The 26,415-nt window shown below is 67.7% G+C and carries 30 protein-coding genes and 1 pseudogene; 19 read left to right on the plus strand and 12 right to left on the minus strand.

The annotated features are described in order from the left end of the window. Both ACFRU2_RS41720 and ACFRU2_RS41725 read right to left on the minus strand, forming a co-directional pair. Window positions 1-1,119: ALF repeat-containing protein (locus ACFRU2_RS41720; protein ID WP_382981534.1), on the minus strand; the 1,119-nt coding region annotated here is incomplete at its 3' end. Window positions 1,120-1,407: 288 nt separating this feature from the next. Then, on the minus strand, window positions 1,408-1,584 hold the full coding sequence (locus tag ACFRU2_RS41725) for a hypothetical protein (protein WP_382981535.1): 177 nt from the start codon (window positions 1,582-1,584) through the stop codon (window positions 1,408-1,410). A 282-nt stretch (window positions 1,585-1,866) separates the two neighbouring features. Between ACFRU2_RS41725 and ACFRU2_RS41730 the strand changes: the two genes are divergently transcribed. Then, entirely contained in the window at window positions 1,867-2,805 is a 939-nt protein-coding gene (locus ACFRU2_RS41730; RefSeq protein WP_382981536.1) for a hypothetical protein, read from the plus strand. A gap of 415 nt (window positions 2,806-3,220) precedes the next feature. Here the strand turns inward: ACFRU2_RS41730 and ACFRU2_RS41735 are convergent, their stop codons facing one another. Beyond that, complete coding sequence (locus ACFRU2_RS41735) at window positions 3,221-3,433, minus strand: hypothetical protein (RefSeq protein ID WP_382981537.1); 213 nt, start codon at window positions 3,431-3,433, stop codon at window positions 3,221-3,223. Between the two features lie 231 nt (window positions 3,434-3,664). Then, window positions 3,665-4,084, minus strand: a complete 420-nt coding sequence (locus ACFRU2_RS41740; RefSeq protein ID WP_382981538.1) for a lipocalin/fatty-acid binding family protein — start codon at window positions 4,082-4,084, stop codon at window positions 3,665-3,667. A 334-nt stretch (window positions 4,085-4,418) separates the two neighbouring features. Here ACFRU2_RS41740 and ACFRU2_RS41745 point away from each other — a divergent pair, with 334 nt between their 5' ends. The 5 genes from ACFRU2_RS41745 (at window position 4,419) to ACFRU2_RS41765 (ending at window position 8,764) form a co-directional block, all read left to right on the plus strand. After that, window positions 4,419-4,574 (plus strand): DUF6131 family protein, encoded by a 156-nt coding sequence (locus ACFRU2_RS41745; RefSeq protein ID WP_382981539.1) that lies wholly within the window; start codon window positions 4,419-4,421, stop codon window positions 4,572-4,574. A gap of 522 nt (window positions 4,575-5,096) precedes the next feature. Beyond that, entirely contained in the window at window positions 5,097-5,405 is a 309-nt protein-coding gene (locus tag ACFRU2_RS41750; protein ID WP_382981540.1) for a hypothetical protein, read from the plus strand. Between the two features lie 635 nt (window positions 5,406-6,040). Beyond that, window positions 6,041-6,760, plus strand: a complete 720-nt coding sequence (locus ACFRU2_RS41755) for a hypothetical protein (RefSeq protein WP_382981541.1) — start codon at window positions 6,041-6,043, stop codon at window positions 6,758-6,760. A 399-nt stretch (window positions 6,761-7,159) separates the two neighbouring features. Beyond that, window positions 7,160-8,419 (plus strand): hypothetical protein, encoded by a 1,260-nt coding sequence (locus tag ACFRU2_RS41760; RefSeq protein WP_382981542.1) that lies wholly within the window; start codon window positions 7,160-7,162, stop codon window positions 8,417-8,419. A 36-nt stretch (window positions 8,420-8,455) separates the two neighbouring features. After that, window positions 8,456-8,764 (plus strand): hypothetical protein, encoded by a 309-nt coding sequence (locus tag ACFRU2_RS41765; RefSeq protein ID WP_382981543.1) that lies wholly within the window; start codon window positions 8,456-8,458, stop codon window positions 8,762-8,764. 321 nt (window positions 8,765-9,085) lie between these two features. On the opposite strand, the gene ACFRU2_RS41770 is transcribed toward ACFRU2_RS41765, so the two are convergent. Continuing rightward, a complete protein-coding gene (locus tag ACFRU2_RS41770) occupies window positions 9,086-10,015 on the minus strand; it encodes a class I SAM-dependent methyltransferase (protein WP_382981544.1) in 930 nt (309 codons plus the stop codon). 708 nt (window positions 10,016-10,723) lie between these two features. Between ACFRU2_RS41770 and ACFRU2_RS41775 the strand changes: the two genes are divergently transcribed. Then, window positions 10,724-11,539, plus strand: coding sequence for a non-ribosomal peptide synthetase (locus ACFRU2_RS41775; RefSeq protein ID WP_382981545.1), 816 nt, complete (start codon window positions 10,724-10,726; stop codon window positions 11,537-11,539). Between the two features lie 153 nt (window positions 11,540-11,692). Here ACFRU2_RS41775 and ACFRU2_RS41780 read toward each other — a convergent pair whose 3' ends face one another. Further along, a complete protein-coding gene (locus ACFRU2_RS41780; RefSeq protein ID WP_382981546.1) occupies window positions 11,693-11,920 on the minus strand; it encodes a hypothetical protein in 228 nt (75 codons plus the stop codon). A 427-nt stretch (window positions 11,921-12,347) separates the two neighbouring features. Here ACFRU2_RS41780 and ACFRU2_RS41785 point away from each other — a divergent pair, with 427 nt between their 5' ends. Together ACFRU2_RS41785 and ACFRU2_RS41790 are read left to right on the plus strand one after the other, a co-directional pair. Further along, window positions 12,348-12,869 carry a hypothetical protein gene (locus ACFRU2_RS41785; protein WP_382981547.1) on the plus strand — a complete coding sequence of 174 codons (522 nt, stop codon included), beginning with the start codon at window positions 12,348-12,350 and terminating at the stop codon, window positions 12,867-12,869. A 60-nt stretch (window positions 12,870-12,929) separates the two neighbouring features. Further along, window positions 12,930-13,544, plus strand: a complete 615-nt coding sequence (locus ACFRU2_RS41790) for an SMI1/KNR4 family protein (protein ID WP_382981548.1) — start codon at window positions 12,930-12,932, stop codon at window positions 13,542-13,544. Between the two features lie 31 nt (window positions 13,545-13,575). Here ACFRU2_RS41790 and ACFRU2_RS41795 read toward each other — a convergent pair. Continuing rightward, a pseudogene (locus ACFRU2_RS41795) lies at window positions 13,576-13,785 on the minus strand (ATP-binding protein); the annotation flags it as partial. Between the two features lie 39 nt (window positions 13,786-13,824). Then, window positions 13,825-14,004, minus strand: coding sequence for a hypothetical protein (locus tag ACFRU2_RS41800; RefSeq protein WP_382981549.1), 180 nt, complete (start codon window positions 14,002-14,004; stop codon window positions 13,825-13,827). A 123-nt stretch (window positions 14,005-14,127) separates the two neighbouring features. Here ACFRU2_RS41800 and ACFRU2_RS41805 point away from each other — a divergent pair, with 123 nt between their 5' ends. Further along, entirely contained in the window at window positions 14,128-15,717 is a 1,590-nt protein-coding gene (locus ACFRU2_RS41805; protein WP_382981550.1) for an ISL3 family transposase, read from the plus strand. A gap of 24 nt (window positions 15,718-15,741) precedes the next feature. On the opposite strand, the gene ACFRU2_RS41810 is transcribed toward ACFRU2_RS41805, so the two are convergent. Next, window positions 15,742-16,191 (minus strand): SUKH-3 domain-containing protein, encoded by a 450-nt coding sequence (locus ACFRU2_RS41810; protein WP_382981551.1) that lies wholly within the window; start codon window positions 16,189-16,191, stop codon window positions 15,742-15,744. Between the two features lie 268 nt (window positions 16,192-16,459). On the opposite strand from ACFRU2_RS41810, the gene ACFRU2_RS41815 reads away from it, so the two are divergent. Genes ACFRU2_RS41815 through ACFRU2_RS41830 form a run of 4 tightly spaced genes read left to right on the plus strand, consistent with a single transcriptional unit; the run spans window position 16,460 to window position 20,870 of the window. After that, window positions 16,460-17,686 carry an ABC-three component system protein gene (locus ACFRU2_RS41815; protein ID WP_382981552.1) on the plus strand — a complete coding sequence of 409 codons (1,227 nt, stop codon included), beginning with the start codon at window positions 16,460-16,462 and terminating at the stop codon, window positions 17,684-17,686. Further along, window positions 17,686-18,162 carry a three component ABC system middle component gene (locus ACFRU2_RS41820; RefSeq protein ID WP_382981553.1) on the plus strand — a complete coding sequence of 159 codons (477 nt, stop codon included), beginning with the start codon at window positions 17,686-17,688 and terminating at the stop codon, window positions 18,160-18,162. The genes ACFRU2_RS41815 and ACFRU2_RS41820 overlap by 1 nt, the downstream gene beginning before the upstream one ends. Beyond that, a complete protein-coding gene (locus ACFRU2_RS41825; protein ID WP_382981554.1) occupies window positions 18,159-20,114 on the plus strand; it encodes a DUF3732 domain-containing protein in 1,956 nt (651 codons plus the stop codon). Before ACFRU2_RS41820 ends, ACFRU2_RS41825 begins: the two co-directional genes overlap by 4 nt. Before the next feature lie 60 nt (window positions 20,115-20,174). Further along, complete coding sequence (locus ACFRU2_RS41830) at window positions 20,175-20,870, plus strand: hypothetical protein (protein ID WP_382981555.1); 696 nt, start codon at window positions 20,175-20,177, stop codon at window positions 20,868-20,870. A 14-nt stretch (window positions 20,871-20,884) separates the two neighbouring features. Here ACFRU2_RS41830 and ACFRU2_RS41835 read toward each other — a convergent pair whose 3' ends face one another. After that, a complete protein-coding gene (locus ACFRU2_RS41835; protein ID WP_382981556.1) occupies window positions 20,885-21,190 on the minus strand; it encodes a hypothetical protein in 306 nt (101 codons plus the stop codon). 158 nt (window positions 21,191-21,348) lie between these two features. Here ACFRU2_RS41835 and ACFRU2_RS41840 point away from each other — a divergent pair, with 158 nt between their 5' ends. Further along, window positions 21,349-21,870, plus strand: a complete 522-nt coding sequence (locus ACFRU2_RS41840) for a SigE family RNA polymerase sigma factor (RefSeq protein WP_382981563.1) — start codon at window positions 21,349-21,351, stop codon at window positions 21,868-21,870. Next, window positions 21,867-22,445 carry a PASTA domain-containing protein gene (locus ACFRU2_RS41845; protein ID WP_382981557.1) on the plus strand — a complete coding sequence of 193 codons (579 nt, stop codon included), beginning with the start codon at window positions 21,867-21,869 and terminating at the stop codon, window positions 22,443-22,445. The genes ACFRU2_RS41840 and ACFRU2_RS41845 overlap by 4 nt, the downstream gene beginning before the upstream one ends. 472 nt (window positions 22,446-22,917) lie before the next feature. On the opposite strand, the gene ACFRU2_RS41850 is transcribed toward ACFRU2_RS41845, so the two are convergent. After that, a complete protein-coding gene (locus ACFRU2_RS41850; protein ID WP_382981558.1) occupies window positions 22,918-23,202 on the minus strand; it encodes a helicase associated domain-containing protein in 285 nt (94 codons plus the stop codon). Window positions 23,203-23,787: 585 nt separating this feature from the next. On the opposite strand from ACFRU2_RS41850, the gene ACFRU2_RS41855 reads away from it, so the two are divergent. After that, window positions 23,788-24,768 (plus strand): hypothetical protein, encoded by a 981-nt coding sequence (locus tag ACFRU2_RS41855; RefSeq protein WP_382981559.1) that lies wholly within the window; start codon window positions 23,788-23,790, stop codon window positions 24,766-24,768. Here ACFRU2_RS41855 and ACFRU2_RS41860 read toward each other — a convergent pair. Next, window positions 24,741-25,265, minus strand: coding sequence for a hypothetical protein (locus ACFRU2_RS41860; protein ID WP_382981560.1), 525 nt, complete (start codon window positions 25,263-25,265; stop codon window positions 24,741-24,743). The genes ACFRU2_RS41855 and ACFRU2_RS41860 overlap by 28 nt on opposite strands. A gap of 135 nt (window positions 25,266-25,400) precedes the next feature. Between ACFRU2_RS41860 and ACFRU2_RS41865 the strand changes: the two genes are divergently transcribed. Then, window positions 25,401-25,874: a hypothetical protein gene (locus ACFRU2_RS41865; protein WP_382981561.1), complete on the plus strand. Its 474-nt coding sequence runs from the start codon at window positions 25,401-25,403 to the stop codon at window positions 25,872-25,874. Window positions 25,875-25,888: 14 nt separating this feature from the next. Beyond that, window positions 25,889-26,278, plus strand: a complete 390-nt coding sequence (locus tag ACFRU2_RS41870) for an ankyrin repeat domain-containing protein (protein ID WP_382981562.1) — start codon at window positions 25,889-25,891, stop codon at window positions 26,276-26,278. The last annotated feature ends 137 nt before the right edge of the window (window positions 26,279-26,415 follow it).

Raw genomic sequence — 26,415 nt, forward strand, 5'->3', positions numbered from 1 at the left:
CGCCGAGCCGGCGGCGGCATCGCCCGCGGAAGCCGCCGCGTCGGCGGCCTGGGCAGCGGAGTCGGCCTTCTGCGCCACGCTGCGGACGAGCTGCACCATCGCCTTGGCGGCCTGCGCCGCCGCCCGGGCCTCGCCCGCCAGCGCCGCGTCCTTGGAGGCCCCGATCGCGGCGAAGTACGCGGCGGTGGCGGCGCGTCCCGCGGCCGCTGCGGCTGCTGCGGCGGCCTGCGAGGCCGCCACCGAACGCTGTGCGGCGGCTTCCGCCGTCCGGGAGGCCGAGACCGCGGTCGCCGCGGCCGACGCGGCACCCCGGGCCGCCTGCGCGGCCTTGTTCGCCGCCGCGGCCGAGCGCTGGACGTCCTGCTCGGCGGCCTCGGCCTCGGCCTTGGCCTCCAGCGCCGACTCCTTGGCCCGCTCGGACGCCTTGACAGCCTGCTGGGACATCTCGACGGCCTCGTCGGTCTTCCGGCCGGCGCGGAGCCCCTCCGCCTCGACGACCTTGACCAACTGCTGGATCGTCGCGGTCTCCTCGTCGCGCGCCCGGGCGATGAACTGGCCCGTCTCCAGGAACCACTGGATCGCCCGCGCCGAACCGTCGTCCAGTGCCCGCTGTGCGTACTGCCGCACCTGCGGGGACGCCGTGACCAGGATGGACGTCACCCGCACCCGGTCGTCCTCCTCTTGGGCGGTGAACCGTCCGCCGCTGAGGAAGGCGCGCAGCGCGAAGTCGGAGCCGGCCTCCAGCGCGGCCGCGCCGGCGCGCTTGACGGCCGTACCGCCGCGGGCGATGACCGTGGTCACGCCGACCCTCAGGTCCTCGTGCACCGCGGTCTGGAAACCGCCCTTGAGGAACGCCTCGACAGAGGCTGTGCCACCGGACAGTGCCACGCCGATGCCCTCGCGGGTCGCCCTGCCCGCGGTGGCCAGGGACCGCGTGAGCGTGAACCTGTTGTCCTCCGCCCGGGCGGCGGGCAGTTTGTCGTCCAGGAACGTCCTCACGTCCGCCGCGCTGCCCACCAGGGCTACGGCCGCGGCCGTACGGACGGCACGGCCACCCGTCCGGTACGCCCAGACCACCTTGCCGCGGTCGGTGTCCGGCAGGCCGGTTCCCTCGGGCACCGGCGCCCCGCTCCCGCTCGCCGCGTACGCGGGGCGGGTGAGAACCGTGCAGTTCGCCAGAGCACACCCGGCTGCCACCCCGGCCAACGAGAAGAGCACCTGCCGTCTGCTGAGTTGTCGTAATCGTCGAGCCACCGCAACTCCCCCTGTCCTAGTCATGAGCCGGACTTCACCGTCCCTTGGCGCAAATGAACTATCGGAGGCGCATCTCAAGGAAGCGTCCATTCCCGCTCGTCGACCATGACTTGGTCCCGGCACGACGCAGCCTCGTGCCCCGGTCGCACGCCCCTACCCCCGGCGTCCTGCGCGGTCCCGGCCGGATACCCCGGAGGCCAGCGCGAGCCGGGCCGGCGACAGGCCGGGGCGCCCGTCCGCCGGATACCAGGCGGCGAAGTCCTCGTCGACGAACAACTCGTCCCGGCGGTCACGCATCCACATCGCCGCGGTGCCCCGCGGATTGCTCACCCGGGCCATCTTCACGGTCTGCGGCGGAAGCACCCGACCCGAACCACACGCCATTGCCGTCCCGGCCCTGAGAGAAGATCACCAACAGCGGCGCACCGCATCGGGTTCACAGCCGCGCTGCTGTGACGGAGGGGGAGGTGGTTGGGCTGTCGGACCTGTGGTGAGGCGTTCGCCCGCTCGCTGCTCCGAGTCCGTGACGGGTACGGATGCCGGGCCTGCCTGTTCAAGCTCGCCGGAGCGGCGAACCGCGAGGAGTTGGTCCGCCAGGCAGGCTTCAGTCCGTTGGAGCTGGTGCCTCGTTTGGCTGCGACGTCATGGCTGTGCCGCCACGATCTGTGCGGGAAGGCGGTGCGCGTTCTCGTCGCCGGCGTCGTCAAGGGCACTGGTTGCACCTGGTGTGCCGGTCGCCGCACTTCGGAGGAACTCCGCCAGGAGATGCTCGACCGAGGCTTCAAGCCGCGGGTCCCGCCCCTGCCTCGGATGAACCAGCGCTGGGAGAGCACCCATATCCGGTGCGGGAACACGGTCTACCCCATCCTCGTGAACCTGCGCCAGCGCCCCGATCAGCACGGCTGCCCGTACTGTTCCAAGGTTGCTCCCATCACCCATGAGATCGCGGTGCAGCGGATGGGGGAGCGCGGCGCCACTCCGGTGGGCCCGTTCCTCGGCCGCAGCGCCCCGTGGAACATGCTCTGCCATCGGTGTCGACAGGTGAGCGAGCGCTGCTACAAGAGGGTGATGCGTGGGCACGGCTGCCGCTTCTGCGACAAGCAGGGGTTCGACTGGGCGGGGCCCGCAGTGGTCTACGTCATGGTCGACGAAGCGCTCAAGGGCGGCGCAGGGAAGACCGGGATCGCCTCGGCGCGGTGCAAGCGGGACCGCTTCTCCGTGATGCGGGGACGGGGCTGGAGCCGTGTCTACTCGTACCACTGCGAGACCGGCATCCTCCCTTACGAGATCGAGCAGGCGGCGCTGGATGTAATCCGTGAGGTCCTAGAGGGGGCGCAGTTCCTGTCGCAGCAGGACCTGCCCCAGAACGGAGCCACCGAGACCTTCTCCCTAGCCGACCTCAGCACCGAAGGGGCCTGGCACGTGATCACCAAACAGGCGGGGAAGATTGCCCCCGCAAGCCAGCTGGTGATCACGGTAGTGCCTGGTCCGCGGCTGCCCGACCAGACCGAATCCCAGCCCCGGGGAGAACAGCTCGCATTCGACCTCTGACAACCCGGTCACACCCTGTGGTGTCGATATCCGGCCTCAGCTACGAACCCAGGAAGGGCATTCGGGTGCACCTAGCCGGACGGGACAGCCGGGCAATGCGGCGCCGATCTGGCTGATCTTCGACGCGGCTCCTGCGGTGACGGAGGTCCCTTGAAACCGACATGGAGCGGGGCCGTGGGTTTTGGCTTGATCACTTCTCTGAACTAGGGACGTGCTTGCTGCGAAGACGAATCTCGGGGCCTGGTTCCAGGCCGCACCCGGGCGTTCCGCGACCGCTGCCGTGCGGGGAAGGCCCAACCCGCCGGCGGCGCCACCCGACCGTGGCGAGTAGAGGCCGATATGACCGAGGGACTGCACACCCCTCCGAGGGTGGGCGACCCCTTGGCTCCGTCCGGCGTCTAGCCAAGCTGGGAGCTCAGCGCTTCGGGGTTCCGTCCACGTGGCACTCCTCGAAGAGGAGGAGCTCCACTGCGCTGAGATCACCGCAGTCGGCGACCGGGTTGCCGTCCACGCCGACCGACGCTGTGGCGGTAGGAGTGTGAACGGCGTCCAGAACCGGGGCAGGTCCGGCGGCAGCGAAGCCGACCAGAGGCGCTGCGGCGATGGTGGCGCCCAGGTGACGGAGCATGATGCTTACCTTCCGTGCCGTTGGCTTCATGCCGGGGCGGCCCTCCGGTATCGATCAATCCCGGTCACCCGCTCTGGCACCGTTGCCACCCGATTGGCGCAACCGCCGCCGTCAACATGATCCGCCGGACAGGCCCTAGCCAGTCGTCAGCCGTCCGATTCTCCGCGCAGCCCGAGGCCGGGGCCATGAATCTCGGTACGCCTCGGCTGTCGGACCGGATGAGCCGGTGGGCTAGGTGCGGCGCTTGTAGCGGCGCTTGGCAACGGTGTTGCCGGGGCCGGTGAAGTGCACGTCGATGCCTTGGTCATCGGCTTCGAAGACGATCGTGTTGTCGAGCTTGGCGGCGGTGTTCCGCTGCTGCAGGATGATGCGGTTCCCATCCCGGCGGGCTATCCCTTTGACCGGTTCGCCGTAGGGGCTCTCGACGAACTCCTGGCCGAGGGTGAACTGCGAGACGATCGTGCCGGCAGGGTCGGTGGTCTTGAACGTGTAGTGGTCGCCCTCCTGAGTGATCGTCACGATCTGCTCGGGCGACGCCATGTCCTTGCGGGCGTCCGGTCCGAAACCGATCGACTCGAGGTACTCCTCGTACCCTTCGCTGCTGGCCACTTCGTACGTGCCGGTGAAGTCGGCGAACGCTCCGAGTCCCATGCGGGCCCCTCCATCGTGATCATCGTGGGTGCGGCGCCGTGGTCGGCGCCGCGTTCACCATGATCCGGTTGTCGGCCGGGCGGGAACAGAAGGGATCGGGCCCAAGTGCGGCCGACCGCGCATGGTTCGCCGCCATGTCGACTGAACCGTGACTGCGCGCCAACCTGGCCGGGGCCATACACGCCTTCTCGGCCGGCCAGGCTCACCCTTCGAGCCGCCGGCGGCCGAGGGCGGCACAGCCTAACGCTCCTCCCCGTCTGCCCGACAGGGCCGTCGCAGCGCGCATTACGGCAGCGGATCGGGGCAGAAGCGGCCTGCGTGATGGGAGAACGTCATGATCTTGCTCGGCATCGTCCTGTTGATCATCGGTTACCTCCTCGGCATTACGATCCTGTCGACGCTCGGGATCATCCTCGTCGTCATCGGGGCAGTCCTGTGGGTGCTCGGCTCCGTCGGGCACGCGGTGGGTGGACGGCGGCACTATTGGTAACGCGGACGCGCGCACGGGACGGCTCCGGGGACGTTCCCATGATCCAGATTTCCATACCGCTGATTCCCGCGGATGATGGCGCCTTGCTGATCCCCGCAGGCCGCCTCCCTGCGAGGGTCCTTCCGGGCATCGTCTGCCCCGGGGCGCGGCTTCATGTTCCGCGGCGCGCCGTCCCGGTATAGGTTTGGCCCCGCCGCCACCGAGCAGGGCCGACAAGGCGGAGGGCCTGGGACGGCAGCGGCCGGACAGGACACGGAGACCCGCCGGACGGTCTAGCCCTGGGTGTAAATCTTGCCATCTGCGCGGCCAATGCCGTCGGCGGAGTCGTCGCGGGCTCGCCTCCCTGACGCTGACGTCGCCGTGCAGTGGGAGGCGGGTCGCCTGGCGACGGCCCCGGACCCGGTGTCGGGGTTCGCCGGTCTTGAAACACAGCCGGGCGCCGCACCTCCACGATCGATCCAGCCGCACCCGCCGGATCCCCGAAGGGCCACCGATCCCATACAGCACCGGTACCGGCAGCGGATGCGGCGGCCGAGCTGGCTCGCCGAGAGCGCGTGGAGGCGGCCCGAGGCGGAACTGTCCGAGGCCCGGGCGCAGGGGGTGAGCCTGGAGGCCGGCCAGGCGGCCGCGCTTGAGCTGGCGGAGCGTGCACGCGCGGTGGTCGAAGCGGCTGAGGTAGGTGTACAGGTCGCGGTACAGCAGCTGGAGGCGGCGCGTGCGGCGAGGGCGGATGCCCTCGCCCGCCAGCGCGAGGCCGGACAGGCGGCTGCGAAGGCTCGCACGCGGGCGAAGGCCGCGGCGCGGAAGGTCGAGAAGCTCACGAACTCCTGAGCCGAGGCGAGTCGAAGGCTGAGCGCGGCAGAAGCGTCGAGCGCGCCGCCTGCATGCCGGCGGCGTCAAGGCGGTGGGAGTAAGGGACTTCGTTCGGTGCGTGCCGGGGGTAGACGCGGTGGGTAAGGAGCGTCAGATGCGGGTGGGTGTCGGTGTGGTGACGGCCGTTGTGTTCGTCGGCGCGCTCGCGTGCTGCAATCCGGGGGTGACGGCCAGCAGCCACGCGAAGCCGTCCTCGTTCGGAGGGCAAGGGCGGCGGGCGCCCCGACTAGCACGCTGCGGGGTGTCGTGCCCATACTTGGAGGAGAGTCTGATGCTGGCCACCGGCACCGAGGTGCTTTCCCCCTCCGATCTCGCGACCAGTGACCGGTCGCGCAGGCTGTGGCTGGCGTAGTAGTTGTCGGAACAGGCCGAGGGGTTCGGATTTCCGGCGGAGAAGTGCGATGTTCTGCCCCGGTGATCCGGTCGGATTTTTTTCCAGCCTCTCCGGCTGTACGGTTGCACGTCCTCCTACGGCAATGTGACGTTGTGTCGCACATTGTCAATATTTGGGACGTCAATCAAAATTGTTCATCTCCAGCCAACTTGTGCCGTCTGGCAGTGAGCAGCCGAGGTGCGGCCGGAAAGGTAACGTGATGTCGGAGCGCATCCTGTATTACGGGGCGTCCGGGCGTGGATGTATCGGTACCATCAGCGCCAACAATGTCCTCGACGACGTGACGGTTTTGCCCGAAGGGGCCTTCGCCCCGGACTGGACACTTATCACCGCTCTCAGCAACAACCGCATCCTGTACTACGCGGGCGCGTCGGTGCGTGCGTGTATCGGTTCGATCGACGCCGAGAATGTCCTCCAGGACGTGGTCGCCTTCCCCGAGACTCCCGAGGGTCCTTTCGGCCTGGGTTTTAGGGAGGTTGCCACACTCAGGGGTGATCTCGTCTTGTTCTATGCGGACTTGAACGGGCACTCCTGGCTCGTCAGAATTCCTGACGACAACACTCCGGACACCATCAGGATCTACAATCCTGGGGAATTCGCTCCGGATTGGAAGCAAATCACCTGGCTCGGCGGAAATCGTGTCCTGTTCTGTGGGGCAGGTGGGCGCGGAGTTGTTTGCACCCTCGACAGCAACAATCTCTTCCACGACGGGCCCGTCCTCCCCGAAGGATCCTTTGCCCCGGACTGGAAGCAGATCACCGCATTCGGTGACGGTCGCATCCTGTACTACGGGGCGTCTGGGCGTGGAGTAATCGGGACCGTCGACGGCGAGAACGACTTTGACGACTGGGTGTCTATGCCCGAGGGAACCTTCGCCCCGGACTGGATACAGATCACCTCCTTGCGCGTGCCGGCGTAGCCGTCCCAGACCACGGGATCGCCGCCCCACCGTAGGGACCAAACCCGCGACCACGCGGGCTACGGCCTCCTCGCCGAGCGCCTGACCGCCTCACTCCCCGGAAGGAACAGCCGTCTGTTGCCGCGGCGGGCCGCCTCGTGGACGCCACCCTGCATGCCCTGGCGACGGCACCATCCGCGCTGGCCGCGCCGTGTCCCGGGCTATGGCCGAGGCCGCGCTCCCCGCCCACCGGCAGCAGTCTGGCCTCGCCTGCTCCACGGGGCGAGGACAGCAGGGCTCTCTGGAGATGTTCTGCGCGTTCATCACCGCCGGGCGATATGGATGGGCAGTGATCGTTTGCACGGCCCTCGGTGGCCGGACGGGATCCGGTCCTCCCATGTCGACGTCCCGGACGCGGAGGTGTCCGAGGAGGAGGTCGACGCCGCCATCAAGCTCGCCGAGACCCTCTCCGGGACGGACATGAGCGAGCTGCGCGACGAGTACCGCGACGCGCTGGAGAAGCTGATCCAGACCAAAGCCGCCGGCACCCGCCCCGAACCCGCCGAGGCACCCGATCCCCCCTCCGCGCAGGTCGTCGACCTCATGGCCATGCTGGAACGCTCCGTCAGCGACGCCAAAGCCGCGCGGTGGACCCGACGCCACCGTCCACGACCACGAAGAAGCCGGCCGCGGCCAAGGCCCCGGCCAAGAAGCAGCCCGCGAAGAAGACGACGGGCCGCAAACCGCGAAGCGCCTGAGTGCTGTCGAGTGAGCGGTGGTGCTGCCCTTGACGCCAACTCGGTCCGCCTGCATGCCTGTACGCTGGCAGGCATGACGATGGGGGAGCAGGTGGACGAGGAAGCGAGCCGCAAAGCCTCCCTGCGTCGCGCCCGTGCCCGCGACCTCATTCTCCGAGTTGCGCCTGCTGTGATTGCAGACTCGGTTTTTGACGGATTCGACATGCCTGATTTCCTGCTGGATGAGATCGGGATCGAGGTCGAGGCGAAGGCGACCCGTCTTGGCTCGGCGTGGAACAGCCAGCACCGGCTGAGTCTGGTCGAACGGAAGCTGCGCGACTGGCTCACGGCTTGGGAATTCTTCCGTCCGTTCAAGGTCGGCTCGGATGGGCTGAGTCTGCGCCGGTTCCATGCAACCGCGCCTGAGCCGGAACACGATCGTGTTGCTGCACTCTTGGTCGAGGCGTTCGGCCCGATTCCGCTGTCGGAGCGGGTGGCTCAGCTTCGGCGGGAGTTCCGGACCGCGGATCTCGCGGAGAAGCCCGAGCCTGCGGAGGTTTTCGGGGCGTACGCCCTCTCGGCCGGCCTGCTGCCCCCCGCGGTTGATGTCGAGCCCGTTGCGGGCGGCACCTTCGGGGAGCTGCTCATCGGCCACGGGTACCTCGTCGAACCGAAGGCGCAGCCTGCCGCCCGCGCCCACGTCGACCGGATCGTCGCGGGTCTCGCGGCTCTGGCGAACCTGGTCACGGTGTGGCGTGTCGACCTGCTGCGGGACATCCAGCAGTCGCTGTCGCCGGTGGCGTACGCGTACACCGACCACGTGCCGCCGGTCGCCTGCTCGCCGTGCGGTGTGATCCGGATGGCGTCCCCCCTGGTCCCTCGCGGGCCCGAACTCGATCTGCACCTCGATGTCCCAAGCCCGTCCTGGGCGCTGGCGGCCTGATCCCACGATCGGGCGCGCTGCGCCCGTCATCGAATCGTGGAGATCAAGTTGCAGAGCATCATCGAGGCGGCCTCGACCATGGCCGTGGAGCACCCGGTACTGACCTTTGTCGGGTTCGCCGTCCTGGCGGCCGTCGTGCTGCCTGTGGCCAAGGTGGTCGGGGAGTTCTGGATCCCGAAGCTCGACAAGAGCCGGCGCTGGGCCGGCCGGGTGTGTCTGCGGATCGGGGCCTGGATGTCCGGGAGCGGGGGCGCTGCCGGAGAGACCGGGGAGGTCCCTGGGAGCCAGCCGGTCGCCGACGTGGCGGAGAGCGCCGAGGTCCGTCGTCTGCCTGAGCGGGTCTGATCTTGGCGGCTCCCGCAGCCGCACCAAGCAGATGGCTAGCCCCGTCCTGTCCGGACATCGCGCGGCGGCTGGGTCCGCCACGGCAGAAGGCGGATCATGAGCCCTCGGCGCTATTTGTGAAGGCGCACGACGAAGGCGCCGGTGACCCGGAAGGGCAGCCGCAAGAGCTCTACGAGAGACCGCCCTCACCGCCTGGCTGCGCCTCGCCCAGCGACCACCGTCGTAGCCGAGGTCGGGCTGAGCCACGGCCCGGCCACGGCTCCGCATGACTCCGGTCCCTGCGCGCCGCAGGGGCCGCTGTCGGCGTACACCTGGACGTGCTCAACCAGGTACGCGACTACGTGCTCGCGTGTCGTTGCCGGAACCGCGCGCGGGACGGGCACCCTGCCTATCTTCAGCGGCTCCGTCACTCGCGGCGAGCGCGGTTCGAGCACCGGACGGCCCGCCGCTGTCCGGGCCTGGCCGGCTCACCTCGCCGGCCTGCGGCCGCTGTGAAGCGGCCAGTAGGTGCATGCTGGACACCGCCAGTTCTGGGTGGCCATCGGCGAACCGCGCGGCGGCGAGGGCTGCTTCGAGCGCCTTCGGGCCCAGGTTCCTTGTCCCGGTCCGACGCTCCTCGGCCCTCAGGGCCGCGAAGGTCGGCCCCTGCACCCCGTAGATCGTCACGTCGCCGAGGCCGGCCCGCCGGGCTTCGTCGGACAGCTCCGATGGGGCGTGGTAATAGGTGGTGGGGCCGCTCCGCCGCACGCGCAGCCCGGTCGCTGCGACATCCAGCGCACCTCGTGAGTCAAGATCCAGCAGCTTGGCATACCGGTTGAGGGCGGCTGCGGCGACCAGGCCGCCGGGCTTGACGACACGGTGAGCCTCACGCCAGGCACGGGCGCGCCCGGTTCCTTCCGACAGGTGGTAGAGCGGACCGAGCATCAGCACGGCGTCGAACGACGCGTCCGCCTGGTCGAGTTCCCGTGCGTCCCCGATGAGGGCAACCAGTCCCTGGCGGCGGGCCTGCCGGACGTGCTGCTCCACCGGGTCCAGGACGATGACTCGGTAGCCGCTGTCGGTGAGCCAGCGGGCGTGCACTCCTGGCCCGCCGCCGACATCCAGGACCGACGCGGGTGGGGGCGGAAGGTGGCGGCACAGGATTTCCTGCGTGCGTACCAGTTCGACGGTCCCGATGGTTCGGCCGGAAGTGAGACGGCCGGCTTCATCGCCGCCCCTGTAGAAGGCGGTGATGTCGGGAAGGAGTGCCACGTCGACCTCCGGTGGGAAGGGCGGGTCGCCGACCGGAGGATGACACGGGCGGCCGCGCGGCCGCTACCACCGTCCTTCGATTCCGGGATCGAAAACCCGCAGCACCTTGGCGGCCCCGCGCGTGAGCACGTAGCCGGGTACCTGGCTGTGCACATTCATGTGTACGCCGACAGCCGCTGGCATGAGCAGGGAGAGCCCGCCCGGGCCCGCTCCGTGCGGCTACCGGGCCTACTTCTCCAGGAAGCCGACGTAGACGGCGATCCAGTGGCCCCAGGTGTCACTGCCCAGGCTCTCGAACCAGGCCCGGGTGTCGGATCTCTCGCGAAACCAGAAACACGCCGCAGTCTCCCAACTCTGCCCCAGGACGGGACAGCCCGTCGTCAGCCGAACGAGGAGCTCTGGCTGGGCGGGAAGGGCTGCCCCGAGGTGGCTGCGGCCCCGTTGTCAGAGCCATTTGGCAAGATCGCGGCTATGACCAGCACCCCGACTACTCCGCAGCGGCCGTTCGACGTCACCACCGTCTTCCCTCAACTGGCTCCGCTGGCACGTACGGCGACCCGGTTGCACCCCCGCCCCGGGTCGCCGTCACCGCAGAACAGTTCCATCGGCGGCCCCCTGTTGTGGCCCGCCGACGAGCCGTGGCCGCACTGCGACGGTCCGCACGTGTGGGACCAACACAATCCGGCGCCATCGCCCAATGACGTTCGGTTGCAGCGACGCATCCTGGAAGACGCGGTTCGCCGGGCGGACGGCGACCCTGCTTCCCTCCGGTACACGCCCGAGGAACTGGCGGACTTCCAGCGAGCCCGTGCGGGCCGCCCTTGGCCCGACGGGCCGATCCCGCTGCTTCCCGTGACTCAGGTCTACCTGCGCGACGTCCCTTCGCTGCACCCGCCGGACTCGGCTGACTTGCTCCAGGTGCTGTGGTGCCCCTTCAGCCATGCCAAAACAGCGCTGCCCGAGACAGCGGTGTTCTGGCGAACCGCGGCCTCGGTCACCGAAGTGCTCACCACACCACCCGAGACTTCCGTGATCGAGTACCACGGCTATCTTCCACATCCGTGCCTGCTCTCGCCTGAAGAGGTGACGGAGTATCCCCACTCGACGGACCTGGAGCACGAGACACTGCGACAGGTGCAGACCTGCCGCACCTGGCAGGTAGCCGCGGAGCCAGACGACCTGGACGAGGACGAGCCCACTCCGGAAGACGTCTACAACTGGTCACTGTCCGTGTCACCCGGCTGGAAGATCGGCGGCTGGACCCGCTGGGGCCTGACCGATCCGCACCCGCGGCTCTGTGACGTCTGTGGCAGCGAGATGGATTCGCTGCTGACCATCGCCTCGTCCGAATGGGGCGAGACGAGCAAGTCCTGGATCCCCCACGAGGACCGAGACGTCTCGGCATCCCCCCTCGATCCCTACCCTGAACAGCCGACCAAGGTCCAGATCGCGGACGGAAACAACCTCCACCTCTACGTGTGCCCCACCTCCCTGGAACACCCCCACCTCACCCTGATCCAGTGACGGCCGAAGCCACTGACCACCACCAGCCTCACCGAGGGTCGTGCCGACCTGAACCAGACTGCGACCGGTGCCGTACGCACCGCGCCGGCGGAGCTCCGGCAGACTCCTCGAGATCACGATGGGCTGTCGCACCGCTCCCGCTGGCCTGCCTCGTCACTCGGGGAAAGTGAAGCCCAGTTCGCGCAGGCGGGGCAGGCAGGCTTCGAGGCACTTCTCCACCGATGCAGCATCGGTATGCACGAGGATGTCGCTACGCAACGGGGCGCCACTGGCCACGAACGTCCAGGGCTTCCGCCTCTCTGCCATCCGCTCAGCATCAGCCTTGAAGAGCACGGTGATGCCCTGCTCGGCCAGCGCCTCCATGATCGCGACAATATCCACCGGTGGCCCTCCAGAAGTGGCTCGAACACAACACGGTGAAGCTATCCGGTTGAGGACGGACCACGAACACTGACCATCGGCTGAGCCGGGAGTACCGCACGGTTCGAATGACGCTCCCCGCCAGCTAAGTAGCCGTCGCGTGTTTTCGGCGGGGTGAACGAGAGCCACGTGGGCGGTGGTTTCGAGAGCCGCTTTGATCCATTCGTGCGAGAGATGGACAACGCTGTATGTCCATGATCGGCGGCGGGATTGGGAGCCACCCTGATCGGGTGACATCTGGTTCGGAGTGTCTGCGGTATCAGTGCTGGGTGGGCCAGTAGCTTTGCGATCAGGGTCCTGCCGATCCGTGTCCCTGACAGGCGCGGTGTGGAAGGGCCCGACCTCTTTTTCGGAGGCGTCGGCCTCATCGGCCGCCGATGATGTGTCGATGAGCCAGAACGAGGTCGACGCACTGCGGCAGGCCGGAAACGACACCGGCCATCCCGAGTTCGCCGAGCGCATGGTGCGGGTGCTGCGTGACGGACTCCGGGTCTTGGAAGGCCTTCCGCGAGACGATGTTTTCTGGGGCGGTTGGGCAAACCATCACGCCACGATCCACAAGCTCGGCGTTCTCGCCGCGGAACGGCTGCAACGCGATCCCGCAGACCGGACGGCGCGGTGGACGCTGGTGGCGCTCGCGCTCGCCCGCGGCTCCAATGACGGCGGGCTCTCTCTGCTCGGGCCGGACATTGCCACCGATCCGACCATCGTGGCCGACGCGTTGGTCATCGCGGACTGGGTCGGCAAGGAGATCGGACTCGACCTCACCGCCGAGTTGCGCGAGGCGTGCGCGTGGGCAGATCGCGACGCGCTGGAGTCGCTGGCGCAGGCAGAGGCGGGAGAGCCGGCACGGGCTGCGCTGCGTGTTCTGGCACCGCAGGATCCTCACGAACAGGGCCCCGGCCGATAGTGCCCATGCGAAGTGGTCGATGCTGTCCTGGACATTTCCCCAGGAGCACCTTGGGCAGCCATGACCGACTACCTGCAGGCCGTATTCGACATGCTCGGCCCAGCGGAGAACCGTTACGCCGATCCTGCTGCCTGGATCCGCCTGGAGCAGGAGATCGGCAGAAGCCTTCCCGCGGACTACAAGGCGATCGTCGATGCGTACGCCCCCGTCCAGCTCAACGGGCACCTCGGCCTCTCGTCCCACCCAGCCTGCGCGTGGCGGAACCTGGGCGAGGAGATCCGGTCGGATGCGGAGGGCTGGAACGAGTGGCGGGCCTGGGAGGACGATGACCTTGAACCCGCCGCGGATCCCCGCGTGATCTGCAACCGCCCGCAGATCACTTTCGGCACCCCCGACGGCCTCATCCCTCTCGCCAACACGGACCAGGGCGCGGCAATCTTCCTGGCCCCGGAGGTCGACGGGTTCTCCGACGGAATAGTGGTTCAGGGCTCGGAGGGGGACTGGGCCGGCCACCCCATGAACTTCGCCGAGTGGCTGTACCGCTACCTGATCGGCGAAGAGATGGCTGGCTGGGACAGCGCGGCCCTATACCCCGGCCCCGTCCGCCTGGAGTATCTGCCCACAGGGCCGGACCAGCGGACCCGCGAGGTGTACGGCCCAGAACGCGGTATGTGAGTCACCGAACGCGAAGACCTCTGAGCGCCGGTCAGGGTGTGCGTCGTTCGGCCTCGGTGACGCGGAATCGGTAGGACTCGGTACCGGTCTGCATGAGGGTGCATCGGAAGGTGATGCGGTCGGCGATGGCCGCGCAGAGACGTGGGTCGCCGAAGGTCTTGTCCCACTCGGCGAACGGGGAGTTCGTGGCCACGGCGGTCGCCTTGCATTCCTCGCGCTCGGTGAAGATCTGGAACAGGAGCTTGGCGCCCTTCTCACCACGAAATAGCCAGGTCCGCTCCTACAGAGGCGCGGCCAGCCGGGACCCGATGCGGAATCGGAGCTCCACGGCGGCCTGACGGACTTCCTCGGGCTGCTCGGCGTCGTGGAGGAGCCCGAAGAGGACCATCGCGGCCCGCGCCTCGTCTCCACTGATCAGCTTTAGGCGTGGTTCGGTGACCCCGTTGGCTAGGTAGGCCACATGCGGCTCTGGTCCACTTCTTGTGGGCGGGTACGCAGCGTGCCGTTGCTCGTCGTTGGATGGCTGACGAGGTCGCCCGAAAATCGTCCTGCCGGGGAGGAGCGGGGTCGACAGTTCTGTTCCGTGAGCGAAGTACGGTCGCAGCTGGATGAGCTGCTGTTCCGGTCGATGGACAACGTGTCGGTGGAGTTGGTCGAGGTGACCGACACCGTCGTGCGCGTGGAGGCCCAGACCACTGCCATTGGCGCTGCCTGTCCGGGCTGCGGGTGTTGGTCAGTGCGAATCCACGGCTCCTACCTGCGGTTTCCCAGTGACCTGCCAACCGCTGGCAAGCTGGTCGTGGTGTCGTTACGAGTGCGGCGGTTTCTCTGCGTCGAGGAGGCATGTCCGCGCAAGACGTTTGTCGAGCAGGTCCAGGGGCTCACCCGCCGGTTCGGCCGTCGGACGGAGCGGCTGCGTTCGACACTGGTCTCGGTCGGGCTCGCGCTCGCTGGACGTGCCGGCGCGCGGATGTCGGATGCCTTCGGGGTGCGGGTCAGCCGGAACACCCTGCTGAGGCTGATCACCTCGCTACCGGATCCGGCAGCCTCCACGCCCCGCGTGGTCGGAGTCGACGAATGCGCCCAACGCAAGGGCCGGATCTATGGAACCGTGCTCGTCGACGTCGAGACCCGCCGCCCTGTGGACCTCTTGCCGAATCGGGAGGCGGACACCCTCGCGGCCTGGCTGTCCGAGAGGCCCGGGATCGAACTCATCTGCCGGGACCGCGCCCGCTTCTACGCCGAAGGAGCCACCCGCGGCGCCCCGCAGGCTCTTCAGGTTGCTGATAGGTGGCACCTCTGGCACAACCTCGGTGAAGCCGCCGAGAAGTGCGTCTTCAGGCACCGCGCCTGCCTGCGACCGGCACCGCTCGAAGAGCTTCAGCACGCGTCGGAGCCGCCCGCGTTGTCACCGTGGCCGACCGGGCACCGGTTCGCTGAGAGGACCCGCGCAAAGCACGCCACCGTCCACGCGCTCCTGGCCGCCGACCACAGCAAGCGGTCCATCGCCCGCCAGCTCCGCATGGGATTCAGCACCGTCCTCCGCTTTGCCCATGCCGCGGAGCCGGAGCAGTTATTCACCGGCCAGTGGCAAAGCCGCCCCACCAAGCTCGACGCCTTCAAGCCCTACCTCGACGAGCGGTGGCAGGAGGGCTGCACCAACGCCTGGAGGCTGTGGGAGGAGATCAAGGAACAGGGCTACCCGGACGGCTACAGCAGCGTTCGCGCCTACGTCAGCCGGAACCTACGCGGCAAGCCTCAGGCAGTCGGCCCCCGGCCGCCATCTGCCCGCACCGTCACCCGCTGGATCCTCACCCGTCCCGAAGCGTTGACCGAGAGAGACCGGATCCAGCTCAAGGACGTACTGGCCAACTGCCCCGAACTGGACGCACTCGCCGGACACGTCCGCTCCTTCGCCCACATGCTCACCCAGTTACAGGGACACCAACTGCCGGCGTGGATCGAAGCCGCGACCACCTCCGAACTGCCCAGCCTCCAGCGATTCGCCCGGCACCTGGAGCGCGACCTGGACGCCGTCACCGCCGGACTCTCGCAGCAGTGGAACTCCGGAGTCGTCGAGGGCCATGTCAACCGGATCAAGATGCTGAAGCGCCAGATGTTCGGCCGCGCAGGCTTCGAACTCCTCCGCAAACGCGTCCTGCTCGCAAGGTGACCTTGTCCTTCACGTCCGATCCGGCTACCGGTGTCCCTCGTCGATCCTGCGGGGCATCACGCCGAGGATCAGATTCTCAAGGGCGTGCGGCATTGACCCGAAGCTGGCTACCCAGGTCTCGACAAGGTAGATCTCGCTGCGCTCGTCGATACCGAGAAAGAATCGGCCGTGATCAAGCTCACCGAGCGGGAAGAGCTCTCTCCCCAACTCGTTGCTCCACTCAGAGAACCTGTCGTCCTCTCCCCACGCCAGTTCTGGGTCCAGTTCGAACGGTTCGCGAGCACGGCTGATTCCCGGGCCACCGATGCTCACCGTTAGCCCTCCGAACTCCCGCAGGAACGTCTCCGCAGCGTCGTGCATGACGATGCCGGCTCCTTCGAACATGGACCGCCAGCCAGTCGTGTCCACCCGCCTGCCAGCCGTCCATCCCGAAGCCCCGAGGACCTCAAGCACTTCCGGCGACCATTCGCTCACGACAAACTCAGCTCCCGCCAACTTGGAGTAGGAGGTGATCCTCTCAGAAGACGCAGCGAGTGAGTACAGCGTGTTACCGCACCACAAGAAGTGGACCAGAGCCCCCCTCGGGTGACAGTCCAACTGCTTCGACCAAGTTCCTTCCGCAGGCTATCCGGCGCCGGCGGGTGACAACTAACGAGCCTCGGCACACGTTCAGGCATAGCCATGTGCTGATCGTCAGCGTCGTGGAATGATCGCGGGGTCGGTCTGGCGAAGAGGGTGGGCGATGGCAGACACCGGTGAGCAGTATGAAGCGTCAGCCTCGGCGCTCGGATACCTCTTCCAGTTCGCGAAAGCTCTGCACATCTGCATCGAGCAGTGGATGAGCGGTGACATGGCCTGGAATGTTGCGGTCGAAGCGGCCGACGACATCGAGATCCACCAGGGCACGGGTGATCGGCGCCTGATTCAGCTCAAGCAACGGGCGGCAGGCGTTCGGATGACAGATCTGTCCGAGGACCTCTGGAAGACGCTCCGGATCTGGGCGGAAGCCGCCAAGGCCGACCGGATCGTGCTCGCCGAGACCAGGCTGTTCCTGCTGACCACGGCCGAGATCCCGGAGGGCAGCGCGGCGTTCTACCTGCCACCCCGAGGTAGCCAGCACCGCGATGAGGAACGCGCCCTGGGCCTGCTCCGCGAAGCCCGCAAGGCATCGAAGGCAACGAAGGGCCCTCTACCGAAGTGCTTCGAGGCCTTCGACAACCTGGACCAAGGCGACAGGTCGCTGCAAAGCCCCTTGATGTCCCGCATCGAGATCCTCAGCGGCACCCCCGACATCAACGAGGTGCGTAACGCGCTGCAAGGCCTTGCCGCCTTTGCCGTCGGGCACGAGGCGGCGCAGGCCTTCCTCACCCGGCTGGAGGGCTGGTTCTACAACCGGGTGATCGAGCAGATGCAGACGCCGGGAGGGAGGCCGGTCACCGGCAGCGAGTTCGATGAGATGCTCTCCGACTTGCAGCGTCAGTTCCGCTACGACAGCCTGCCGATCGACCCCGACATCTCTGACATGTCCTTTGACCCCTCCGAGGCAGTCGACCAGCAGTTCGTTCGCCAGCTGGGCCTTATCGGTGTCGGCACCGAACGGATCGAACTCGCAGTGCGGGACTACGTCCGGGCCTTCACTCAACGATCCCGCTGGTCGGGCGAGAATCTGCTGAGGGCCGGCGAACTCGGCAAGTACGAGCGCAAACTCGTTGAGGAGTGGCGTTCCCGCTTTGCCGAGATGGCGGAAGAACTCGGCCCCGAGGTCACCGAAGAAGAGAAGAAGAAGGAAGCCAGGCGGATCTACCGCTGGGTAGACCTTGAGGCTCGCTTCCCCATCCGCTCAGGGTGCGACGAGAGCTTCGTGACCAAGGGTTCCTACCACATGCTCGCCGATGAGCTGAAAGTCGGATGGCACCCGGACTACTCCGCACGCCTCATAGCCCTTCTTGAGCCGGCCCGGACCCACTGATGGAACTGAGCCGTGAGGAACGTGCCCTCTACAACCCTGCCTTCACCGCGCTGCTCTGCATTCGCGCTGTGCAAGGCCACGAGAAGGCGTACAAGACTCCCTGTCCGCTCCCCGTTGCCGTCACCGCCAGCATCATGGCCCTGCAGCCCGCAGTCAGGCACGCCCTGCCGGCGACAACGGGCACCGGTCTGATGGGATGGCTCGAAGCCAACCAGCACGTGCGGGTCGAGATGTCCCGCAACGCCACGGCGCTCGCCGCTGTGGTCCGGCCGGGACTCCTGTTCGCTCTTCAGTCCCGTGCTGTGTTCTGCACCACCACAGGTCTCTCGCTTAAGCCGCGCGCCGTGCCACAGACCATCGGCGACGGTACGCGGGAGACCCGCGCCATCCAGCAGGCAGCCCTCTTGCTTGGGCGCTGGCTGCCCAGCACCGGCAGCCTCGGTACCGTCCTGACCCTCCTGGGAGTCCAGCCGTGACCTTTCAGATCCGCTCGGTCACCATCTATGGCAAGCAGCCCGGCCAGGTGCACACGGTGCCCTTCAGAACCGGCGGTCTCAACATCGTCACCGGCGACTCCCGCCGCGGTAAGAGCGCCCTGCTGACGATCATCGACTACTGCCTCGCCAGCTCCGAGTACCCCGTAAAGTCCGGCGTGGTCCGCGACTACGTCGGCACCTTCGCGATAACCCTGGTCAAGCCCGGCCAGCAACTCTTTGTCGCCCGCCGCGCCCCCGAGGAGAAGAAGGGCGTCAGCACCGTCCTGTGTGTCCTCTCGCAGGCACCCGGCTCGCCGCCTCCGCCCCTGGACGACCTGCGCTTCGTCACACCAAGGGACGTCGCCAAGGACCTTCTGAGCGACTTCTGCGGTATCGACCGCAACATCCGTGTTCCCGCCGTCGGTCGCGCAACGACCATCGCACCGTCCGTCCGCCACGCGCTGTTCTTCTGCTTCCAGGCCCAGAACGAGGTTGCCAACGAAGACGTCCTCTTCCACTCCCAAGGCAAGGAATGGCTGCCGAACACCATCCGCGGCGTCATCCCCTACTTCCTCGGCGCGATCGACCGTGAGCAAGCACTCCTCCGCAGCCGACTACGCCTCGCACGCAAAGACCTTTCCACCCACGAAGCGAAACTGGCCGCCGCGAACGCATTTGCCCCGGCTGCAGGCCAAGCCCAGGCACTGGTCATCGAAGCCGTCGAAGCAGGCCTCCTTGCCCCTGAGGCCAACCGCGAGACGAGCGCCGAAGAAGCCCCGCGACTCCTGCGGCAGGCGCTCCTCCACAGAGGCCCCCAGGCCGGCCCCGAGCCGACAGACGACCCCATCAGTGAACTGCGCACCCGCCGCAGCGAGCTGAGGGGCCTCGCGAACAGAACACGGGCGCGGATAGCCGACCTCAAAACAGCCCTGGCGGAAAACGGTGAATTCACCGACCAAGCAAACGAGCAGCGCGCTCGTCTGGCCACCCTTGGCCTGCTCAAAAGCGGGCTTCTGGATAGCCCGTATGGCGCCCACTGCCCCGTATGTGCCGGTCCGGTCACACCCGCCTCAGTCACTGCAGCGGCACTGACAACGGAGCTTGAGCACCTCCAAAGCGACCTTCACGCCATCAGCAGGAACACTCCAGCCATCGAGCAAATGATCAGCGACGAAGAGGACCGGCTACAAGAAATCCGCTCGGAACTGGCCCGCAATCAGGAACAGATCAACGAAGTGACAGCAGCCTTCCGGGCCCTGGACGGGGAACCCGACGACATACGCCGGACCGCCATCGTGCAGGGCCGCATCAGTCTCTACCTGGACACCGCAGCACAGCTCGCCATCGGCCCTCGGGTAGAAGACCGAACCGAAGAGCTGCGGACGCGGATCGCTGAGCTGGAGACGCTCCTCAGCGAGGATTCTCAGGGCGATCGCCTGACCAGCTTCCTTTCACTGATCAACCAGGAGATCAGGTCCAAGGCGCAGGAACTTGCACTTGAGCACTCCAGTGCGATGCTTCGCCTCGACGTGAACCGCCTCACCGTGGTGGCCGACACCCCCGATGGACCGATTCCGCTGAAGAACATGGGCAGTGGGGACAACCACCTCGGGTATCACGTGGCTACGCTCCTGAGCCTCCACGAGTGGTTCGCCGAGAACGACAATCCGGTGCCGGGCGTGCTCATTCTTGACCAGCCCTCGCAGGTGTACTTCCCGCCTGACCACGTCGGCGAAGAGGTGCTGGAGAGCGACGACCGGATCCTTCTCCTGAACATCTTCAAAGCCATCCACCGGACGATCCACCGACTCGACGGAAAACTGCAGGTCATCGTTATGGAGCACGCTGACCTCGAGCACCCGGCCTTCAGGGACCACGTCGAGCACCGTTGGCGTCGGCGCGACGGACAAGCACTTGTACCTGCCGGATGGATCGATCCTGAGAGGATCTGACCAGGCTGCTCCGTCCGGGATCCTGAAGACGAAAGCAACGGCGTCGACGAGGGTGGGCCTGTGGGTTCGAAGGAGAACGTGATCCGCTTCCGGGCGGTGTCTAACGACGGCAGATGCTCTACCGCCTGGAGGATATGGGCCGCCGCTGAAGAGAAGTCCGACGTCTATCTGCTGTCAGGTCCTTCCGGTGGAATCGCCAAGGTCAGCCTTCATGAATCCGGGATCTGGCGGATCGCCTACAGCAATCCGACAGTGGCTGAGCGGTACCTCGAACCGGGCGAGGACCGCCTCTTCGACAGCTTCCCAATACCGCTGGCTGAAGTCGCGCCGGGGTGGACGGAGGCGTTCACCGTAGTCCTCCCTGACTCGGAACTTCTGGGCTACGGGCCGCCCAAGAAGAAGAGTCCGACAGTTGACCTGCCGAGCCCTGGCAAGGACCAGGCCGTCTGCGTCACGGTGCTGCTGGGTAAGCCTGGCAGCACCCCTTACCAGCTGACGCAGAACCAGACAGAGGTCGGCTCGTTCACCCTGCCCGATGGCCGCAACGTGCACGTAGTCTCGGAGCCAACGGGCCTTCCCGCCCACTACGTGGAGGCCATCGAACAGGTCAGAAAGCAGACGTGCGAGACCGTGCTGGGCCTCGGACTCGACCTGGCGGAGCAGGCGCCTTCGCAGGTGCTTCTCTTTGGTGATCCGGATGGAAGCAGGCTGGCCGTGGAGGTCTCGGCTTGGACCCTCGACGGCCAGCCCCGCTGAGTGGGGGCGGCTCGTCACTCAGGCAACTGTTCCGGCTCCGGAGGCAGCCGACGGACCTGCCTTAGAAGTACCGCATGCCTGACTGCCCAGACCCGTGAGGCCAGCGCAACACGGGCGGGGTGACGGAGTTCGAGCAGCCGAACGCGGTCGTAGTCCGGCGCGATCCCGTACGGCAACACGCTGTCCAGAATGATCGTGGAACCAACGACGAGCACGGAGTTGATCCGGGCACCGCGCCGGTACTCGGCCAGATCCTCAGGCCCCCACCCGTCCCCTTCACAGCCGATGGGCGGGAGCGCCGGTGAGCCGACGTCGCTCACCCCTGCCACCCAGTGCAGGTAGCCACCAGGCTGTGATTCACGTCACTGCCGGCGGATCGGTGCAGCACTCGGCCCCGTTTCGCCGTCATGGGGGCAGTGATCGGGACGGGACGAGGAGAGGAGGTCGGCAGGTGAGGTTTCGCAGGAGCGGTCCGGGCATCGGATTCACGGAGTTCGTCGCACAGCGGTCGGGAGCGTTGTTCCGCGCCGCGTATGCGCTGACCGGTGACGTGCACGTGGCCGAGGATCTGGTGCAGGAGGCTCTGGAGCGGGCGTGCCGACAGTGGCGGAAGGTCGCGGTGGCGGACTCGCCGGAGGCGTACGTGCGCAAAGTGGTGGTCAACCTGGCCAACGACCGCTGGCGGCGGCTGTCGCGCCGGGGCGAGCGCCCCGGGCTGTCGGGGGTGCCCGAGACGGCCGACCCCCGGGACCGGTTCGGGCAGGTGGATCTGCGCACGGAACTGATCGAGGCACTGCTCGGGCTGCCGATGGGCATGCGCAGCGTGGTGGTCCTGTACTACCTGCACGATCTGGACGTCCGGCAAATCGCCGACGTCCTGGACATCTCTTCGAGTGCGGTGAGGTCCCAGCTCGCCCGCGGCCTGGCCAAGCTGCGCGATTCCGCATCGGGCGCCCAGGCGCCGCACACGCCGTCGGCCGCTTTCGGAGGTACGAAGTGAGGAACACGTCGTCCGGACCGGCCCCGTTCGAGCCGGGCCTCGAAGCCGAGCTGCGTGCCGCGGTGGCCTCCTTCGTCGACGGGCCGACGGCGCCGGTCATCGACGCGGCCGCGATCGAGCGAGCCGTCAGCCGCAGCCGCACCCGCCGGGCGTTCCTCGGCACCGCTGCGGCGTGCTGCGTGCTGGCGTGCACCACGGTGGGGTTCTTCGCGCTGAAGCCCGTGCCGCCCGCGCCCGGCGCCTCCCCGTCCCTGTCCGCACCGGCGAACGGGGCGTGCACCCCGCTCGCCACCGGCACCCCCAAGAGCGGAAGCGCCGATGCGACTCCGACACAGGAGCAGGAGCAGACCACGGGAGCGGGCATCACGCTGCCGGACCTGGCCGGCATGCCGGTCGAACAGGCCGGAAGCCTGCTGCGCGGACTCGGACTGAGCTGCACGATCATGCGGCACACGGACTGGAAAGCTCCCGCCGGGCAGGTGATCAGCAGTCAGCCCCGGGGCGGCGCAAAACCGGTGGCACCGGGCTCGTCCGTCCTCCTGCTGGTCTCGACGGGCAAACCCGGCGGAACCTGAGCGACCGGGCCCTTCGGCCCGCGCCCCGGCCGAGTGACCCAGGGACCGGTGCCGGGCAGTCCGTCGACCGCGGCGCACCGGCTGGACGCCCGCCCCTCCGGGCCGCTGCTGGACTTTTCCAAGGGGCGCGTGCGGGGAGGAGAGTGGGGGAGGGCTCCTGCCGGTGGGGCGCAGGGCCGTGGAGTCAGCTCTCACTGTCAAAACCAGGACCCCGGCCACGGCACCGACGATCACGACGGCGGGAAGTGGCACTGGAGCGCCACCGACCCGGACGCGCTCCCCGCCTCGCACGCAAGGGGACCTTCGGCGGTGCCGGAAGGGTCGGCGCTCGGCAGTGCCCGTGCCCAGAGTGCGCCGGCCTTGTGGACGGGGCGCGCTCGCGGGTGGTTCCTGTTGACGTCGCGGATTGCGCACTGGGGTCGCATGATTGCGACCTCAGTGCGCAATCCGGCGCCCAATCTTGACCCCCACGTCATGTCCGAGCCCAGCCGATGCCGAGTTCGGCGAGCTGGGCGAGCTGTTCGGGGGTGAGCCGCCCGCGGCGTTGCTTCTGGTTGACGATCCACACCCCGGTCCGGTGCTCACCGCCGTCCGGGAGTAGCTCTACGTGCCCGCGCCCCGGCAGATCCCCGCCTTCACGCTCCCGGTACTGCGCGAGGGCTTCAACGCCGGTCTGGAAGGCCGCTGCGCCCCGCCCGGACGTGGAGGTCGCAGGCGCCTTCGCGGCGGCCTTGCGGGCCCGTGCGGCCTTCTTCACGCCGAGTGTGCGTTCTCGTTCTTGTTGCGGTGTGGCCGCTGACAGGGTGCCTCGCTGACCTGTGATGCTGCGAGTTGATGAGGCGGTTGGTAGGGGACCATTTCCGGTGCCAGGGGGTTCGGCCTGTGGTGCAGCAAGTTGGATGAGAGTCCCGCAGGCGTATTGAGAATCGTGGTGGCCGTCGGGGCTGTCTGCGGGTGCGCTGAACAGACCTGCAGCCAGCCTCCTGCCCGCCCTGTGCCTGGTCAGTTTGGTGGAGATTGGTACTGCCCTTTCGGGGTCTGCGTGGGACCTGCCGCAGCTTTGGGTCCGGCCGTCGGCCCGTCTACCGCTGGGGCGGGTTTTCGGTCGGGGTTCCGGCTCCGGGTTTCGTTCTCGTGCCTGTTCTTGGGTGCGGTGCCGGGTGGGGTGGTGGCCGGCGTGTCAGAGGTGGCTCGTAGGGTCGTTTCATGATCGGCGGGTGGAGGGTGCCCGTGACCGGGGTGTGTGGAGGGTGTCGGGGTGGGGTGGGGGCGTAGGGAGCTGCTGGAGCGGCCGCGGTGGGTGTTGGATCCGCTGGTGGGTGTGGGGCCTGTCCGGTTTGGGATGAGCCGGAGCGAGGTGGAGGACGCGCTTGTCTTCCCGGAGTTCAGCGAGCAGCGGGGGGCGGGTGGCGGCGGGTTCTGGACGCGGTATCGGGGCGAGTGGGAGGGGACGACGTTCATCCACGGTCCTGACGGGTTCCTGGTCGCGGTCGCGGCGGACGCGCTGCGTGGCCCGCTCGTACGGGTTGGCGACGTGGAGTTGGTCGACCGGGTGCCGTCCCGGGTCCGGGAGGACATCCACCGCCTCGCCGGCGAGCGGGGTGTGGAGGTCCGGGTGAACTTCAGCGGCGACCCGGAGGTTCCGGCCTGGGGGGTGTCGATGGGTACCGAGGCTGACGTGAGGCCGGAGGGTACTCGCAGGGACGAATTGGTGACGTCTGTGCTGCTCTGCGGGCCGGGTATCGCCGAGGACCCCTATGAGTGCGCGCCGGTCATTCACTGGCGTGACGTCGACAGCGTGATCCCGCCCCGTAGCCCCGGCGTGTGGGCGGTGATCCCGGACGGGGAGCGGCCGCGGTGGGAGTGGACGCCGATGCGGCAGGTCGGGCCGCTCATCTTCGGGATGGGCCCGCACGAGGTCGCCGCTGTCCTGGGCGAGCAGCCTGCCCACCGGGAAGGCGCGTTCCCGTTCTCGTTCTGGAAGAGGTCCGGCGTGTGGGACTTGAGGACGGATCATTTCCCGGGGGTCGGGGTCAGCGCCCACTACGGAGGGCCGGTGCCCCGGCTCGGCGGCGTCACCGTTCACGGGCGGACCGGGCCTCAGCTCCACTACTGGGGGATCGCGCTTACCGGCATCCCGCCGACCGTGCTGGACGCTGCGATCATCCAGTACGCCGAGGACACCCCGGATGCCTGGCTGAGGTTCTCCTCCAGCGGCGCCGCGGTCCCGTCCGACGTCCAGTTGTCCATCGGCATCGCCCGGACCGGTGATACCTGCGTCAGTGAGCCCAGCTTCTACCAGGCGGACTGGGAGATGTCCTGATCTGGGGGATGGCTGCCCAGGCTGGTTGAGCATTGCGCAGTTTCGTTGATCCGTGGCTGTTGCCAGCGTCCGTGGTTGTGGGTGTACCAGGGTCGAAGCTGCAGGTAGCTCTCCTTCATGGCGGGCCCGAGATGTTCCTCGATCCCGTACCCGGGTTTCCCTTGGTGGGGGAGGCTGTAGAGGAACGAGGTCACGATGACCTCGATGGCCCCGGGTACGCGACGGCGTGTCTCCTCTTCCAGGAACGCGAGGACCCGGCGCCAGTCGGGACCGTCCGGGTCGCCCTCCGCGAGGTAGGAGTGCACGGTGTCCTGTACGACGTCCCAGAAGAACACGTGCGGGAGCACGCCGTTCTCGTTGAAGGCGTGACACTCGTGGGCCTCCTCGAACCCGGACACCTGAGCAACCAGGTCCTCCACGAGCCGTACGCTGGCAGCAGCCTTTTCTGTAGTGTCGTCCGCCTTGCGCTCTGCTCGCTCGTTGTCGTCGGCCGCCATGTGCGGGGACGCTACCTCAACGGGACAGGTCGCTGCGGTTGTGACGGTGACAAGTGATGCCGTTCTTGGGACAGCAGACCCGTGGTCTCAGGATCGGGGTGGGGTCATGGTTCCCGAGTTCATCCGGTCTCCAGAATGAAGCACATCGACCAGGGCGGTGCCGTCAACGGTTGGATTCCTCGGGTGGAAGAGGATGTGTTCATGAAGGATGCAGCGCGTTTCCGGGTGCTTTCCACTGGTGAGGCCGGCCAGGTTTTCGAGGACCTGACTTTGAGTCGGGCAAAGGTTGTCGAGGTGGACACGAAGGGGGCCAGGGACGGGGAGTCGATCGTGTACGCCTTCAGCGAGGTCATTGAGATGGATCCTCCGTTGTCAGGTCGATGGCATCAGGATGCGTTCTCCGACTCTCTCTTTGGAGGCCTTCACAATCTGGAGGAGAGGCGTGTTGTGCTCGCTCTGCGCGGGGGTTTCTGGGTGAAGGAACAGTTCGGGGCGGTGGCCGAGACTTTGGAGATCTTGGGCGAGGTCGCGGACACGCTGGCGGAGGAACGTTTCACGGGTGGTGCTCCGACTGAGCTAGTCCTCTTCCTTGTCGTGGATACGGAGTGAGTCGGGAGTCTGAGATGAGTGGCTGTTTTGAGAACCCGTGGACTCCTGCGCATCAGGCGGTTGAGTCGGGCGATCATGCCGAGCTGACCCGCCTCCTCGACGCGGGCGCGGACCCGGAAGAGGTCTGCTGCGGGATGACCCTCCTGCTCCACGCGATCGATGTGGAAGGGGACGGGGCACTCCAGTCCGGCAGCCTGCTCGACTCGGCGCTCACTGCGATCCTCCTGGCCTATGGAGCCGATCCCACCGCAACGCCTGACGGTGAGACTCCGCGCGGGTTGGCGATCTCCTACAACCACGACATGGCAGTCAGGCTCCTGGACCGTCACACACCAGCCCTCGCGGCTCCTGCTGGCCGCCCGCGGAGCGGGCTGTGGTTCTGGAGGCGGAGCCGGAAGGAGTGAGGGTGGGAGCGAAGCGGACACCCAACGGGCCGTAGGCCCGGACCCCGTGAAACGGGGGCACCTCCCGCGCGGAGCGCGGGAGCCCTGAGGGCGGCGAAGCGGAGGACTTCCGGCCCGAAGGGCCGGCTTCTGGGCGC

Origin of the sequence: Streptomyces sp. NPDC056883, from assembly GCF_042788835.1 — a bacterium.
In the GTDB taxonomy this organism is placed as follows: Bacteria; Actinomycetota; Actinomycetes; order Streptomycetales; family Streptomycetaceae; genus Streptomyces; species Streptomyces stoeckheimensis.